The sequence below is a fragment of the Actinomadura rubrisoli genome, assembly GCF_004349215.1.
GTDB classification, from domain to species: Bacteria; Actinomycetota; Actinomycetes; order Streptosporangiales; family Streptosporangiaceae; genus Spirillospora; species Spirillospora rubrisoli.
The window spans coordinates 41328-54833 of sequence record NZ_SMKU01000007.1; the positions used below are offsets into that span (position 1 = coordinate 41328).

The following is a 13506-nucleotide window of genomic DNA, read 5'->3' on the forward strand; positions in this document are numbered from 1 at the left end:
CCGGTGGAAGCGACATGGCAGGGACCGGCAAGATCACGGCCTTGTATTCAAGGGATTGAAGACACCCTCTGAGCTTGCCGTTTATAGGGGCGGCCTCGTCGGGTCGGCCCTCCTCGGGGGGTCAGGTGGCTCTGGAGAGCATGGCCGGGCGGGAGTAGGAACCCCGGTGGAACACCAGCGGGTCGGCCTGCCGAAGGACCTCCAGCTCCTCGACCAGTGCGAGGACCAGGTCGTGGTCGCCCGCCGGTTGCACCGAGAAGCGCGCGCAGCACAGCCAGGCCAGCGCTCCGTCCAGGCGCGGCAGCCCGTGCGCGCAGGGGGACCACCCCACACCGTCGAACCGCTCGGCGGGCGGACGGGCGAACCGTCCGCACAGCCCGCTCTGGTCGGCGGCGAGCACGTTGACGCCGAAGTGCGTCCCGTCCCGCATCGCCGACCACGCCCGCGAGCCCACGTCCGCGCAGAACGACACCAGCGGCGGCCGCAGCGACACCGAGGTGAGGGTCCCGACCACGAACCCCGCGGGCCCGGTGGACGCGACGGCCGTGATCACGGCGACGCCGGTCGGCACGTGCCCGAGCACGTGCCGGAAGTGGGCGGTCTCGATCGACATGACGGACTCTCCCTCAGGCGAAGACGTGCCGGGCCGCGCCCTGGACGAGCAGCTTGCCGGCCTGCTCGTAGGACTTCCGCTGGTGCATGATGTGCCGGGAGATCGTCATCAGGTCGCGCAGCGGCCGGTCGAACGGGCCGCTGGAGAACACCGCCTTCGAGCCGACCAGCTCCAGCGCCTGCAGCACCGCGTCGCGGCACAGGTCGGCCGTCAGCACGCCCGCCATCACCCCCCGGGCCCGCTGGGCGGGGGTGAGCACGCCGCCCGCCCAGAGCGTGTCGGAGAACTCCCCGGCCACCTCGTAGACGTACGCGTGCGCCGCCTGCAAGCGCGCCTCGGCCTCGGCGTAGCCCGCCAGCACCCGGTACTCCTCGCGGATCGGCCTTCCGTCCGTCCCCACCTTGGTCCGCGCCAGGTCGAGCAGATCGTCCAGGACGTGCCGGGTCAGGCCGAGGGCGACGCCGAGCCCGTTCAAGGCCAGCACGTCGGCGCTGCGGGTCAGCGGGGGCAGCCCCTCGCGGCCCTCGTAGCGCAGGGTGAACAGGTGCTCCTCGGGGACGAAGACGTCGTCCACCGAGTAGTCGGTGCTGCCGCTGCCCGCCAGCCCCGTCGTGTGCCACGTGTCGTGCAGGGTGACCTGCTCGATGGGCAGGAACGCCAGATGCTCGCGGATCTCCCCGTCGGCGTCGCGGACCGGCTCGCCGTCCACGTAGACGAACGCGCCGCACAGCACCCGGTCGGCGTTGCGCACCCCGCTCCCGAACGGCCACCTTCCGGTCAGCCGGTAGCCGCCCGGGACCGGCACCGCCCGCGCCGGCGGGATCCAGGCCCCCGCGGTCGCCAGGTCGATGGTCGGGAAGATCTCCCGCGCGACGTCGTCCGGCAACTGGCCCGCGTAGAAGCCGCTGTCGGCGAGGATCTGCACCGCCCACCCGGCCGAGGCGTCGTGCCGGGCGATGGACTCGATCATGCGGATCTGGTCCTCAAGCCGCATCTCGGGCCCGCCCCAGGCGCGCGGGAACGCGATCCGGAACACCCCGGCCTCACGCAGCCGCTCCAGCAGGTCGGGCGGCAGCCGGCGCTCCCGTTCGATGGTGTCCGCCGCGGCCCCGATGGCCGGTCCGAGCTTGTCGACCCGCTCCAGGATGTCCGCGGTCTCCAATGTGACCGGACGAACCGTGCCGCTGCTCATCAACCGCTCCTCGGTGTCTGGTGTCTTGCGGGTACCAGCAGAATCGCGAGATCGCGGCGGAGCGGCCATGTGCCGCCCCACAGTCTTGCCCGGGGCGGCCTGTCACCGTGCCCTACTGCGGGCGGCGGCCCTGCCGCAGGGCGGTCGTGGCGAGCCAGAAGTGGATCCGGTCGCCGAAGGACGACAGGTCCCGGCCCGTGATGCGCTCGATGAGGCTCAGCCGGTAACGCATCGTGTTGCGGTGGATGAACAGTTCCTCGGCCGCCGGGCCGGTCGCGCAGTCATGGCTGAAATAGGCGTGCAGCGTATCGACGAGCTGGCCGCCGTGCTGCTCGTCGTAGTCCAGAAGCGGCTGCATCGCCATCGCGGCCAGCTCGTACATCGGCAGGTCGAGGTTGGCGCACAGGAGCGCGGCACCGAGGTTGATCTGCTCCCGATGGTTGATCCCCGGGCCGCGCTGCAGCGCGTCCTGGGCCTCGTAGTAGCCGAGCCGGACGCCGCTGACGCCCGGGTGCGCACCGCTCACCCCGACCCGGGCGTTGGGGCCGAGCTGCGCGAGATGCCCCAGCGTGAGCCGGGCGATCCGCTCCATCTCCTCCCCCTCCGGCACGAGGAGCATGAGCCGGCCTTGCACGGACGCCCGCACGTAGGGCTCGTTGCGCTGGGCGAGCAGCGCGTGCAGGTTCCAGGGGAACTTCTGCAGCCGCTTCGGCGAGCAGTCCGCGGCGCCGAGGATCACGTGGTTCGCCTGCCCGGTGTCGACCCCGAAGCCGCGCAGCCGGCGCTCGGAGTCCCAGTCCGGAATGGCCGCCGTGATGATGTCGTGGAAGAGCTGGGCGGCCAGCTCGCGGCGCCCGGACAGGATGGCGTGCAGCCGTCCGAGCTCAAGCGCCGCGACATTGGCCGCGAACCCCAGGAGCGGCAGGCAGCCGGGTCCGGTCGCCGTGCAGAGGAGCGCGACGACATCGCCCTCCAGCTCGACCGGAACGACCGTGAGCCCGTCGACCGCGGCACCGCCGTCCGGCTGCCAGACGCACAGGGCCTCGACGGGCCAGACCGCGCGGCGGGGGGCCTGCGCCAGCACGCTCCCCCGGAGGTCGATGAAAGCGGCCGGAGCGTCCAGGCGGCGGCGGAGCAGGGCGACCAGCGCGTCCATCCCCTGGCCGAGGGTCAGGCACTCCACCAGCTCGCGCTGCAGGTCCACCGGGTCGCCGTACGCGCCCGCGGCGCCGGGTTCCCGTGGCGGAAGATCGCTTGGCAGTGACGGAACGACCTGGGGAATCGCCAACGCGAACCCTCCCTGGATCGGGTCGAACACGGATCGGGCTAGGAGGCGCCATCATCACCGTGCCCAAGACGAAACACCCGTGTCTAGTGCACCGACCCAGAATCGTCCCTACAAGGCTGTCTCCACGCACAGGACTGAGCGACCAGAGCGCCTCATGCCGGGTGTCAGCCGGACTGGCGGAGTCGGTGCGCGGCTGCTTCGGGGGTGATGTCGTTGATGAACGCTCCTGCGCCGGATTCGCTGGAGGCGAGGTATTTGAGCTTGTCGACGTCGCGGCGGATGGTGAACAGCTGGCCGTAGAAGTGGGCGTGGACGTCGCGGTGGTGGAGGGGCGTCTGATGCCAGCACGCCATGTACGGGGTGGGGTCGTCGAAGAGCCCGTCGAAGCGGCGCAGGAGATCGCCGTACAGGGCCATCAGTTCGTCGCGTTCGTCGTCGGCGAGGGCGGTCAGGTCGGCTGCGCAGCGGCGGGGCGCGATGTGCACCTCGTAGGGCCAGCGCGCCGCTTCGGGGACGTAGGCGAGGAAGCGGCCGGTACCTGACACGACGCGCGGCCCCGCGGCCTCGCGTTCGACGACCGCGCACAGCAGGCAGCCGCCGTGCCGCACGCGATGATCGCGGGCCGCCCGCACCACGGCGGCCTGGACGGGCGGAAGGTAGGGATAGGCGTAGATCTGACCGTGCGGGTGGGAGAGCGTGGCTCCGACCTCGGCGCCGCGGTTCTCGAACACGAACACGCTCTGCACGCCGGGCAGCTCCGACAGCCGCGCGGTGCGGTCGGCCCATGCCCGCCCGATCGTCTCCAGCCGCTGCCGCGGCAGCGCGGCGACGGACTGGTCGTGGCCGGCGGAGAAGCAGACCACCTCGGTGCGTCCGCCGACCGCGCCGCCGAGGGAGGGGAACCGGTTGTCGAACACCGCGACGTGGTAGTCGTCGGCGGGGATCTCCGACGGGTGCCCCGGACGGGACGGGCACAGCGGGCAGCGGCCGCCGGCCGAGCCGGCGGTCCTGGTCTGCCTGTGCGCCGCGATCAGGACGGGCTGCCTTGTCAGGGGGTCGATCCGCAGTTCGGCGGCCGGTGTGAAGGCCGCGAGGTCGCGCTCGTCGGCGGCCCGCCGGTCGTGCCCCGGCCCGTCGTCGTAGTAGTGGATCGCCCGCCCGTCGGCGAGCGTCCCCGAGGTCCGGTACAGGGGGGCCTGTGGCAGCGATCGGAGATCCTGGTCGTCCAGCATGAGTCCCCTGCCCGTCGAAGGCGCCATCTCGTCCATGTTTGATTGTGTTGTATCACTCTCAACATAAACCAACAAGTCCGATACCTCGCGCGGGTCACACGACGACGAGGGCGCCCACGTGGGCGGCGAGGTCCTCCCGTGCGGCCTCGCTCAGGCCGCTGTCGGTGACGAGGACGTCCGCGTCCCTCAGGTCGGCGATCGTGCTGATGCCCACGACCTCCCACTTGGTGTGGTCCGCGAGCACGATCCGGCGGCGGGCGGCCGCGACCAGCGCGCGGTCGGTCTCGGCCTCCATCAGGTTCGGAGTCGTGAATCCCGCGTGCAGGCTCATCCCGTGCACGCCCAGCAGCAGCAGGTCGACGTTGAGAGATTTGATGGCGGCCACCGCGATGGGCCCGACGAGCGCGTCGGACGGGGTGCGGATGCCGCCCGTCAGGACCACCGTCTGATCGGCCCGGCCCCTGCCGTGGAACACGTCGGCCACCCTCATCGAGTTGGTGACCACGGTCAGCCGGGGGACCTCGATGAGCCGATGGGCCAGCGTCCAGGTGGTCGTGCCCGCGGAGATCGCGATCGTGGCACCGGGCTGGACCAGCGAGACCGCGTGGGCGGCGATCGCCTCCTTCTCGGCCTGGCCGACCGCCAGCTTGACCTCGAAGCCGGGCTCCTCCGCCGAGGGCGGGCCCGCCCGGGTCGCTCCGCCGTGCACCTTCACCACCAGCGAGCGTTCGGCCAGCGCCTCAAGGTCGCGGCGGATCGTCATGTCGGACACCCCGAACCGGCCGACCAGATCCGCGACGCGCACCGAGCCGTGCCCGTTGACCAGGTCGACGATCTCCTGCCTGCGCTGCTGCGCGAGCATCCGTCCCTCCTCCACTACCCCAACATAGTCCAACATAACTCGACACATTCCGAGCTCAAGACCTCTTGACCTCGCCGCCGAGGAGGTGGAACTCTCCGTCAATGCTCGCATGGAGCGTCTCGGCTAGGGGGAGCGAACATGACCGGCGATCGGCTGCTGGAGATGCAAACAGGTTTCAACACTATCTTTCACCAGGACCCCCACGGCATCTGGGCCGCCCCCGGCAGGGTGAACCTGATCGGCGAGCACACCGACTACAACGCCGGATACGTGCTCCCCCTCGCGCTCCCCCACACGACCCTCGTCGCCGCCCGGCCGCGAACCGACGGCAGGCTGCGCGTCTTCTCCGCGACACACAGCGAGGACGGTCTGCTCGACCTCGGCCTCCCGGATCTGGAACCCGCCGCAGCACACGGCTGGAGCGCCTACCCCGCCGGGGTCGCCTGGACGCTGCGTCTCGAAGGCCACCCCGTCAGCGGCGCGGACCTGTACATCGACGGCGACGTCCCGGTCGGCGCCGGCCTGTCCTCCTCCGCCTCCCTGGAATGCGCCGTCGCCATCGCGTTGGACGACCTGTACGGCCTCGGCCTGGCACCGGCCGACCTGGCCCGGATCGCGCGGCGCGCCGAGAACGAGTTCGCCGGGGTCCCCTGCGGCATCCTCGACCAGATGGCGAGCGTCGCCTGCCGCGCCGGCCACGGCCTCTTCCTCGACACCCGCGACCTGTCGTCCCGGCACGTCCCGATGGACTTCGAGGCCGCCGGGACGCGCCTGCTCGTCATCGACACCCACGTGAAGCACGACCTGGGCGACGGGGCCTACGGCGAGTTGCGCGCGGGCTGCGAGGAAGCGGCCCGGCTCCTCGGCGTCGAGCACCTCCGGGACCTCACCGCCCCGGCCCGCCTGCCCGACCCGGTGCTGACCCGCCTGGTCCGGCACGCCGTCACCGAGAACGCCCGCGTCCTCGCGACCGTCGAGGCGCTCGACGCCGGCGACTGGGAACGGGTCGGCGCCATCCTGCACGACGGGCACGCCTCGATCCGCGACGACTTCCAGATCACCTGCCCCGAGACCGACCTGGTGGCCGCGACCGCCGAACGGCACGGCGCGCTCGGCGCCCGCCAGACCGGCGGCGGCTTCGGCGGCTCGGTCATCGCCCTGGTCCGGACGCAGGACGCCGACCGGGTGGCCCGCGCCGTCATCGAGACGCCCACCGGCCATCCCTCTCCCACGGTCTTCACCGCCGTCGCGGGCCCCGGCGCCCGCCGCCTGAAATGAGCGGGCACGGTGGTCCGGGGACCGCGGGTCAGCCGGTGAGGCGGGCGATGATCCTTTCCTTGCCGCTCTGCCAGTTGGCCTTGAGCGCCTCCACGGCCCCCTCGATGTCCATGGAGACCAGGTGCTCGGCGATCCGCTCGTGCTCCTCGGCCGAGCGTTCCAGCACCTCGGAGTCGCCCACCGCGACGCGCTCGTAGCGGTGCATGGTGAGCTTGAGGGAGGTGATCAGGTCCATCAGCCGCTCGTTCGGGCAGCCGGACAGCAGCAGATCGTGCCAGGCGTCGTCGTAGCGCTCTATTAACTCGTGCTCCGCCTCGGGCACCGAGAACGCGCGGGCCTCCTCCAGCAGCCGCGGCGCGACCGAGCGCAGGTAGTCGGGGTCGGTCAGCTCCAGCGCCAGCGACTCCAGCGTGGCGACGATCGTCGTCAGGTCGTCGAACTCCCCGGGGCTCATCGGCGCGAAGCGGAATCCCTTGCCGCGCTCGCTGACGATGATCCCCTCGCGCTCCAGCCCGATGAGCGCCTCGCGGAGGGGGGTGCGGCTCACGCCCAGCTCGGCGGCCAGCACCATTTCGTTGATCGGCTCGTCGGCTGCGAAGTCGCCCTGGCCCAGCCGGTCGAGGATCTCGTCTTTGATCTGTTCGCGGAGGGGGCGGCGGTCGATCGGCATCCTGTCATCCTCTCGTGCGGGGGCGTTTCAAGTCCGCCGTTCACGCCGTCCCGGCGCCGTCGACGGGGATGACCGCTCCGCTCACGAACGAGGCCGCGTCGCCCGCCAGGAACGCCACCACGTGCGCGATCTCGTCGGGCCTGCCGACCCGGCCCAGCGGCCGGTCCGCCGCGTCCGCGTAGAACGCCTCAAGGGAGCCGCCGAGCTGGCGGGCCTCCTCGGCGAGCATGCCGGTGGCCGTGTCGCCCGGGCACACGCAGTTGACCCGGATGTTCTGCGGCCCGTGGTCGATCGCCATCGCGCGGGTCATGTTCACCACGGCGCCCTTGGACGCGCAGTACGACACGGCCCGCGCGCCGCCCTGGATGCCCCAGCCCGAGCCCGCGTTGATGATGCTGCCGCCCCCGGCCGCCGCCATCACCGGTATCGCCGCCCGGCTCATCAGCATGATCGATTTGATGTTGACGGCCATCACCAGGTCCCAGTCCTCCTCGCTGATCTCGCAGACGGTGGAGCGGCGGATGAGGCCGGCGTTGTTGAACAGGACGTCCAGGCCGCCGTAGGTCTCCCGCGCGGCGGCGACGAAGCGCGCGCAGTCGGACGCGTCGGACACGTCGCCGCGCACGAACGCGGCGCGCCCGCCCGCGGCCTCGATGGCCTTCGCGGCCTGCCCGCCCGCCTCGTCCACGTCGGCCAGCACGACCGCGGCGCCCAGGCCGGCCATCAGCTCGGCGGTGGCCCGCCCGATGCCGGACGCCGCCCCGGTGACGACGGCGGTCTTGCCCTCCAGTGAGTTCACGTTCAATTCCTTCCTAGCATCGGACCGGCGTCATCGGACGGGGTACATGGCGGTACTGCCGTGGCCGGTCAGCACGGGCAGGTGGCCGCGCAGGTCGTCGTCGAGCTTCTCGTCGCCGGTGTCGACCAGCAGCGGACGCCCGCCCAGCGAGGCGAGCTTGGCCTCCGTCGCCACGACGATCAGCCGGTCGCGGCCCGCCGCGCGCAGCACGTCCGGCGAGATCTGCTGGTTGCCCCGGCCGAGCAGGAAGCCCTGCCCGCCGATCGGCGTCACGGCGATCCACGCTGGAGACGCCCCGACCAGCGCCTCCAGCTCGGCGGCGGACACGTCCGCGGCGGCGACCCGGCCGCCGGCCAGCACGTTCACGCCCATGACGGGCACGTCGGCGCCGAGCACGGCGGCGATAGCGCGGGTGGTGCCGCCCGGGCCGAGGACCAGCAGGCCGGACGGTCCCGGACGGGCGGCCAGGTCGGCGGCGATACCGGAGACCGATGCGGGGCTGGTGACCGTGCCGCCCATCTTCCGCTGCTGCACGCGCACCGGAATGTCCGGGACCCGCAGGTAGCCGTACAGCCGGGCGGAGACCCGGCCGCCGCGGACGGCGTCCTCGTCCAGGTCCATCACCTCGGCCTCGCGCAGCGGCACGCCGCCGGCCGCCATCAGCGCAGCCGCCTCCCCCGCGGCGCGCGGGCTCACGCCGAACACCGCCGAGTGCATCTTCACGCCGGTCGGCACGCCGAGCACGGGAACCGAGGGCCCGACCGCGTCCAGGATGTCGCGCGCGGTCCCGTCGCCGCCGGCGAACAGCAGCAGATCGACCCGCGACGCGAGCGCGGCGGCGGCGCGCACGGTGTCGGACGGCGTCGTCGGCGAACCGGGCGTGTGGCAGACCTCGGGCGTCAGCCCGGCCGCGACGACGGCGTCCGCGCCCATGGCCCCGGCCGCCGTCCGCACCGTGATGCCGCCGCCGAGCCGGGAGCGCAGCTCCTCCAGGGCGAGCGCGGCGCGCTCGCCCGCCCGGGACCGCGCGCCGAGGGCGCGCGCCCTGGCCTGGACGTCCGCGCCGTCGCTGCCCTTGAGGCCGACCCGCCCGCCGAGCCCGGCGACCGGGTTCACCACCAGCCCGAGCCTCATCCGCGCCCCGGGACCCATGCCGGCCTCCTTACCCCCCGGCTCGCTTCACTCATTTTTGGAGGACCTTGCGGCGGTAGGCGCGCCAGGTGACCGCCCACGTGGCCGGATCGTCCAGGACGTCCTCGCGGGTGCGGTGGACGGTCGAGCGGTGCGGCGCGGTCCGCACGGTCTCCGGCTCCTCGTAGGCTTCGCGCGCCACCTCGGCGAGGATCGCGGCGTACTCGTCCAGGTCGGCCTTGGAGTAGGACTCGGTCGGCTCCAGCGTCATCGGCTCGGGGACGACGTACGGATGGTGGCTCGTCCAGTAGTGGGTGCCGAAGTCGGCCGTCCGGAGGCCGAGGTCCTCGCTGTGCACGCCGGTCTCCTCGGCGAGCCGCTCCCAGCTGTAGCGGACCTGCTCGATCCGCGGCCTGCCCGCCGCGTACGGGACGGACGCCCCGCGGATCTCCAGCACCTTCGCCATCAGGTAGTTGTTGTTCAGCACCGCGACCTCGGCGGCCTCGCGCAGCCCCGCGCCGCCCATCGACATGATCCAGGCGTAGGCGCGCACCAGGTTCGGCACCACGCCGTAGAACGGACGGATCTTCCCGATGGACGCGGGCCGGTCGTCGTCCAGGTGGTAGCGGTCGCCGTCGAACTCGACGGTCGGCGTCGGCAGGTACGGGGCCAGCTCCTCGGTCACGCCGCACGCGCCCGCCGCCGGGCCGCCGCACGCGTGCGGGGTCGAGAACGTCTTGTGCAGGTTGAAGTGGCACAGGTCGAACCCGGCGTCGCGGGCGCGGGTGATGCCGAGGATGCCGTTGGCGTTGGCCTGGTCGTAGGCGCACAGCCCGCCCGCGTCGTGGACGATCCGGACGAACTCCTCGATCCGCGGGTTGAACAGCCCGGTGTCCTCGGGGTTGGTGATGAACAGCGCCGCGGTGCGCGGGCCGACGGCCTGCTTGAGCGCCTCGATGTCGGGGTAGCCGTCGGCGTCGGGGTACAGGGTGATGACCTTGTACCCGGCCGTCTTGGCGCAGGCCGCGTTGGACGGGTGCGAGAAGATCGTGGTGATGACCTCGTCGCGCTGCCCGGCCTCGCCGCGGGCGGCGAAGTAGGCGCGGATCATCGACACGTTGGCGTAGATCGCCGCCGAGCCGGCGCCGGGCTGGAGCGAGAAGCGGGCCATGCCGGAGATCTCCCGCAGCAGCCCCTCCAGCCGGTGCATGATCTCCAGGACGCCCTGGACGGTCCGCTCGTCCTGGAGCGGATGCAGCTCCGCCACCTTCGGGTCGCGGACGAACTGGTCGTTGACCTTGGGGCTGTACTTCATGGTGCAGGTGCCCTGGCCGACGTCGATGTTGAGGTCGACGCCGAGGTTCTCCTGCGACAGCCGCAGGTAGTGCCGGAGCACGTGCGGCTGCGACATCTCGGGGAGCGCGGGCGGGGCGGCGCGGCGCAGCGCGTCCGGGAGGGAGTCGTCCAGTGGGACGTCGGGGGCGGGCACCAGCACGCCGCGTTCGCCGGGGCTGCCCATCTCGAACAGCAGTGGCTCGTCCCAGCTCGCCTGGTGGAACCGGCGCAGCGGCGGCTTCGGGCCGATCTTCGCGTCGGCCGGGGTGACGGGGGAGCTGTCGGACTTCACTTGGCGATCTCCTCCAGGATGCCGGCCAGCCGGTCGATGTCGTCCTTGGCGTGCACTTCGGTGACGCAGTAGAGGGCCTCGGTCCGCGACAGGACCCTGCCGCCGAAGACGCCGCGTCGCAGCAGCGCGTCGTTGACCTCGGCGGCGGTGCGCGAGCCGGTGAAGGCGAGCGTGAAGTCGGCGAAGTGCGGCGCGTCCGCGTACGGCGCCTCGACGCCGGGCACCTCGGCGAGCCGGCGCAGCGCGTACCGGGTGTTCGCCATGATCGTCTCGCCGATCTCCCGCATCCCCTGCGGCCCCATCAGGGCGAGGTACACCCCTGCGGTGATGCCGTTCAGGGCGGCGGCGGTGCCGACCCACTCCCGGCCTTCCTCGCGGACGGCGAAGGAGGTGCGCTCGTAGGCGACGTCCCCGAAGCCGTACTCGCCTTCGACGACGGTGGGCGCGAGCCCGAACAGCCGTGACGGGAACTCCGCGACGAATCGCTCCTCGTCGCGGGTGGCGATGAACCCGCCGTTGAGCCCGCCGTAGCTCATGTGCAGGCCGAGCGGCTGGATGTCGCCGCACACGATGTCGGCGCCGTAGGCCGAGGGCGGCGCCACGACGCCGAGCGACATCGGGTTGCAGCCGACGACGTACAGCGCGCCCGCGTCGTGCGCGAGCCCGGCCAGCGACGGGAGCGCCGGGTCGATGATGCCGGAGGCCGAGGGCGCCTCCGCGAACACGGCCGCGACGTCGCCGGACGCCAGCTCCGCGCGCAGTGCCGTGACGTCCGCCAGCCCGGTGTGCGGGTCCACCGGCACGACCACCACGTCGTGGACGGGCCGGACGTAGTCCTCGATCTTGGAGAGCTTGTCCGGGTCGACGGCGGTGGCGAGCAGCAGCCGCCGGGCGCCGGTGATCCGCCCGGCCATGCGCAGCGCGGTGGCGGACGCCTGGTGGCCGTCGTAGACGGGGACGTTCACGACGTCCATCTCCAGCAGTTCGCCCATCAGCGACTGGTACTCCCAGAGCGCCTGGAAGCGGCCGTGGTCCTCGTACGGCTCGCCCGCGTACGCGGTGAGGAACTCGCTGCGGTTGACCACTTCGTCGACCACGGCGGGCACGTGGTGCTGGTAGCAGCCGGAGCCCAGGAAGCTCAGCGCGTCCCGGGTGCTGGTGTTCCCGGCCAGCAGCCCGCCGACATGCCGGACCAGTTCCGCCTCCGATCGCATCGGAGGAGGCATGTCCAGCGGACGGCCCAGCCGGATGCTCTCGGGCACGTCGGCGTAGAAGTCCTCGACGCTCGACGCGCCGGTGGCCGCGAGCATCTGCCGCTTGGTCTCCGGCACGGAGTTCGGGATGTAGGGGTGAACGGTCATGCGCGCCCTCGCTTCCTGGGGTTTTTCTCGCCCGGCCCTTGACTAAAACACATGATTCAGTGTGCTGTATACAGCATTATCCAGTCCGAGCTGGGAGGACAAGATGGCGACGGACCCCGAACGGATGAATTTCGGACGACGGGCCGTCCTGGCCGCCGGAGTCGCCGGAGCCGTCTCGACACTGCTCGCGGCCGCAGGCTGCGCCACCGGGGGCGGTGTCAAGAAGACGGGTCCGACGCTGAAGGCGGGCGAATCAGACGCGATCAAGGGGACGGTGCGCGTCTGGTCGTGGGACATGACGACCAAGGCGCTCAAACGGCTGGCACCGGCCTTCGAGCAGCGGTATCCGGGGACGAAGGTCGAGGTCGTCGACATCGGCTACGACAACGCCTACGACAAGATCACCGTCGGGCTGAAGTCGGGGACGGGGCTGCCCGACGTCCTCACCGTCGAGGGCAGCAGGCTGCCCGGCTACATCGGCGTCTTCCGCGGCGGCCTGTACGACCTGACCTCGCTCGCCGGCCGGCACAAGGCGCAGTTCGCCCCGGCCGACTGGCGGAACGTCACCGACGAGCAAGGCAAGGTCTTCGCGCTGCCCTGGGACAGCGGGCCGTGCGCCCTCTACTACCGCACCGACATGTTCGAGAAGGCCGGGATCGACCCGAACTCCATCGCCGTGTGGGACGACTACGTCCGCGCCGGTGAGCGGCTCAAGTCCAAGACCGGCAAGAAGCTGCTCGTCATCGACCCCCAGGAGGACAGCACGTTCCCGATGCTCCTCCAGCAGCAGGGGCAGCGGTACTTCAAGAACGGCGAGATCGTCGTCGCCGACCAGCGGGCCGTCCGCGCCGCGACGCTGCTCAAGACGCTCGCCGACAAGGACCTGATCGCCTTCGAGAAGGGCTGGGACGGCCTGGTCGCCGCCACCAAGGCGGGCAAGGTCGCCACCACCCCCTACGCCGCCTGGTGGTCGGGCACGCTCACCGACGAGATGAAGGAGCTCAAGGGCAAGTTCGGCGTCGTCCCGCTGCCCGCGTTCGACCCCGGCGGGGTGCGGACGTCCAACAACGGCGGCTCGACCCTCGCGGTCAGCGGCCACAGCGCGAACGCGCGGACGGCCTGGGCGTTCATCGAATTCGCCCTCGCCGACGCCGGGAACCAGGTGTCCATGCTGAAGAACGAGGGACTGTTCCCCGCCTACCTGCCCGCGCTGAAGGACCCGTTCGTCACCGCGCCGCAGCCCTACTACGGCGGCAAGCCCGCCCTCAAGGTCTTCGCCGACCTCTCGGACAAGGTGCCCCCGGTCGAGGACACCAAGGACGGGCCGAAGGCGAGGGACATCGTCAACGGCACCCTCTCCGGCATCCTCCTGCACGGCAAGGACCCCAAGAGGGCCCTGGACTCGGCCGCCAAGCAGATCGCCGCCGCGACCGGCCGTCCGATCGCCAAGTAG

The 13506-nt window shown here is 71.8% G+C and carries 12 protein-coding genes; 2 read left to right on the forward strand and 10 right to left on the reverse strand.

What is annotated here, in order from left to right:
- Window positions 1–121: 121 nt before the first annotated feature.
- The 5 genes from E1298_RS03430 to E1298_RS03450 form a co-directional block, all read right to left on the reverse strand.
- On the reverse strand, window positions 122–613 hold the full coding sequence (locus E1298_RS03430; protein WP_131889262.1) for a flavin reductase family protein: 492 nt from the start codon (window positions 611–613) through the stop codon (window positions 122–124).
- A 13-nt stretch (window positions 614–626) separates the two neighbouring features.
- Entirely contained in the window at window positions 627–1805 is a 1179-nt protein-coding gene (locus E1298_RS03435) for an acyl-CoA dehydrogenase family protein (RefSeq protein WP_165975276.1), read from the reverse strand.
- Between the two features lie 112 nt (window positions 1806–1917).
- Window positions 1918–3009, reverse strand: a complete 1092-nt coding sequence (locus tag E1298_RS03440; RefSeq protein WP_131889264.1) for a PucR family transcriptional regulator — start codon at window positions 3007–3009, stop codon at window positions 1918–1920.
- Window positions 3010–3257: 248 nt separating this feature from the next.
- Window positions 3258–4352 (reverse strand): galactose-1-phosphate uridylyltransferase, encoded by a 1095-nt coding sequence (gene galT, locus E1298_RS03445; protein ID WP_341770589.1) that lies wholly within the window; start codon window positions 4350–4352, stop codon window positions 3258–3260.
- 67 nt (window positions 4353–4419) lie between these two features.
- Window positions 4420–5187 (reverse strand): DeoR/GlpR family DNA-binding transcription regulator, encoded by a 768-nt coding sequence (locus tag E1298_RS03450; RefSeq protein ID WP_131889265.1) that lies wholly within the window; start codon window positions 5185–5187, stop codon window positions 4420–4422.
- Between the two features lie 138 nt (window positions 5188–5325).
- Here E1298_RS03450 and galK point away from each other — a divergent pair, with 138 nt between their 5' ends.
- Window positions 5326–6465, forward strand: a complete 1140-nt coding sequence (gene galK / locus E1298_RS03455) for a galactokinase (protein WP_131889266.1) — start codon at window positions 5326–5328, stop codon at window positions 6463–6465.
- 28 nt (window positions 6466–6493) lie between these two features.
- Here galK and E1298_RS03460 read toward each other — a convergent pair whose 3' ends face one another.
- From E1298_RS03460 to gcvPA, 5 genes are read right to left on the reverse strand one after another with little or no spacing between them, the layout of a single operon-like run.
- Complete coding sequence (locus E1298_RS03460) at window positions 6494–7135, reverse strand: GntR family transcriptional regulator (RefSeq protein ID WP_131889267.1); 642 nt, start codon at window positions 7133–7135, stop codon at window positions 6494–6496.
- Between the two features lie 40 nt (window positions 7136–7175).
- Window positions 7176–7934 (reverse strand): SDR family NAD(P)-dependent oxidoreductase, encoded by a 759-nt coding sequence (locus E1298_RS03465; RefSeq protein WP_131889268.1) that lies wholly within the window; start codon window positions 7932–7934, stop codon window positions 7176–7178.
- A 30-nt stretch (window positions 7935–7964) separates the two neighbouring features.
- Window positions 7965–9086 carry an ATP-NAD kinase family protein gene (locus E1298_RS03470; RefSeq protein ID WP_131889269.1) on the reverse strand — a complete coding sequence of 374 codons (1122 nt, stop codon included), beginning with the start codon at window positions 9084–9086 and terminating at the stop codon, window positions 7965–7967.
- A gap of 31 nt (window positions 9087–9117) precedes the next feature.
- Window positions 9118–10692 carry an aminomethyl-transferring glycine dehydrogenase subunit GcvPB gene (gene gcvPB, locus E1298_RS03475; protein WP_243725365.1) on the reverse strand — a complete coding sequence of 525 codons (1575 nt, stop codon included), beginning with the start codon at window positions 10690–10692 and terminating at the stop codon, window positions 9118–9120.
- Entirely contained in the window at window positions 10689–12053 is a 1365-nt protein-coding gene (gcvPA, locus tag E1298_RS03480; RefSeq protein WP_131889270.1) for an aminomethyl-transferring glycine dehydrogenase subunit GcvPA, read from the reverse strand. Before gcvPA ends, gcvPB begins: the two co-directional genes overlap by 4 nt.
- Window positions 12054–12156: 103 nt before the next feature.
- Between gcvPA and E1298_RS03485 the strand changes: the two genes are divergently transcribed.
- Window positions 12157–13506 (forward strand): ABC transporter substrate-binding protein, encoded by a 1350-nt coding sequence (locus E1298_RS03485; RefSeq protein ID WP_207944414.1) that lies wholly within the window; start codon window positions 12157–12159, stop codon window positions 13504–13506.

What these genes read in the sequence shown, in the direction of transcription:
- E1298_RS03460 (WP_131889267.1), bottom strand. Translation starts at nt 7,135, where the DNA reads ATGCCGATCGACCGCCGCCCCCTCCGCGAACAGATCAAAGACGAGATC.
- E1298_RS03470 (WP_131889269.1), bottom strand. Translation starts at nt 9,086, where the DNA reads ATGGGTCCCGGGGCGCGGATGAGGCTCGGGCTGGTGGTGAACCCGGTC.
- E1298_RS03430 (WP_131889262.1), bottom strand. Translation starts at nt 613, where the DNA reads ATGTCGATCGAGACCGCCCACTTCCGGCACGTGCTCGGGCACGTGCCG.
- gcvPA (WP_131889270.1), bottom strand. Translation starts at nt 12,053, where the DNA reads ATGACCGTTCACCCCTACATCCCGAACTCCGTGCCGGAGACCAAGCGG.
- galT (WP_341770589.1), bottom strand. Translation starts at nt 4,352, where the DNA reads ATGGCGCCTTCGACGGGCAGGGGACTCATGCTGGACGACCAGGATCTC.
- E1298_RS03450 (WP_131889265.1), bottom strand. Translation starts at nt 5,187, where the DNA reads ATGCTCGCGCAGCAGCGCAGGCAGGAGATCGTCGACCTGGTCAACGGG.
- E1298_RS03435 (WP_165975276.1), bottom strand. Translation starts at nt 1,805, where the DNA reads ATGAGCAGCGGCACGGTTCGTCCGGTCACATTGGAGACCGCGGACATC.
- galK (WP_131889266.1), top strand. Translation starts at nt 5,326, where the DNA reads ATGACCGGCGATCGGCTGCTGGAGATGCAAACAGGTTTCAACACTATC.
- E1298_RS03485 (WP_207944414.1), top strand. Translation starts at nt 12,157, where the DNA reads ATGGCGACGGACCCCGAACGGATGAATTTCGGACGACGGGCCGTCCTG.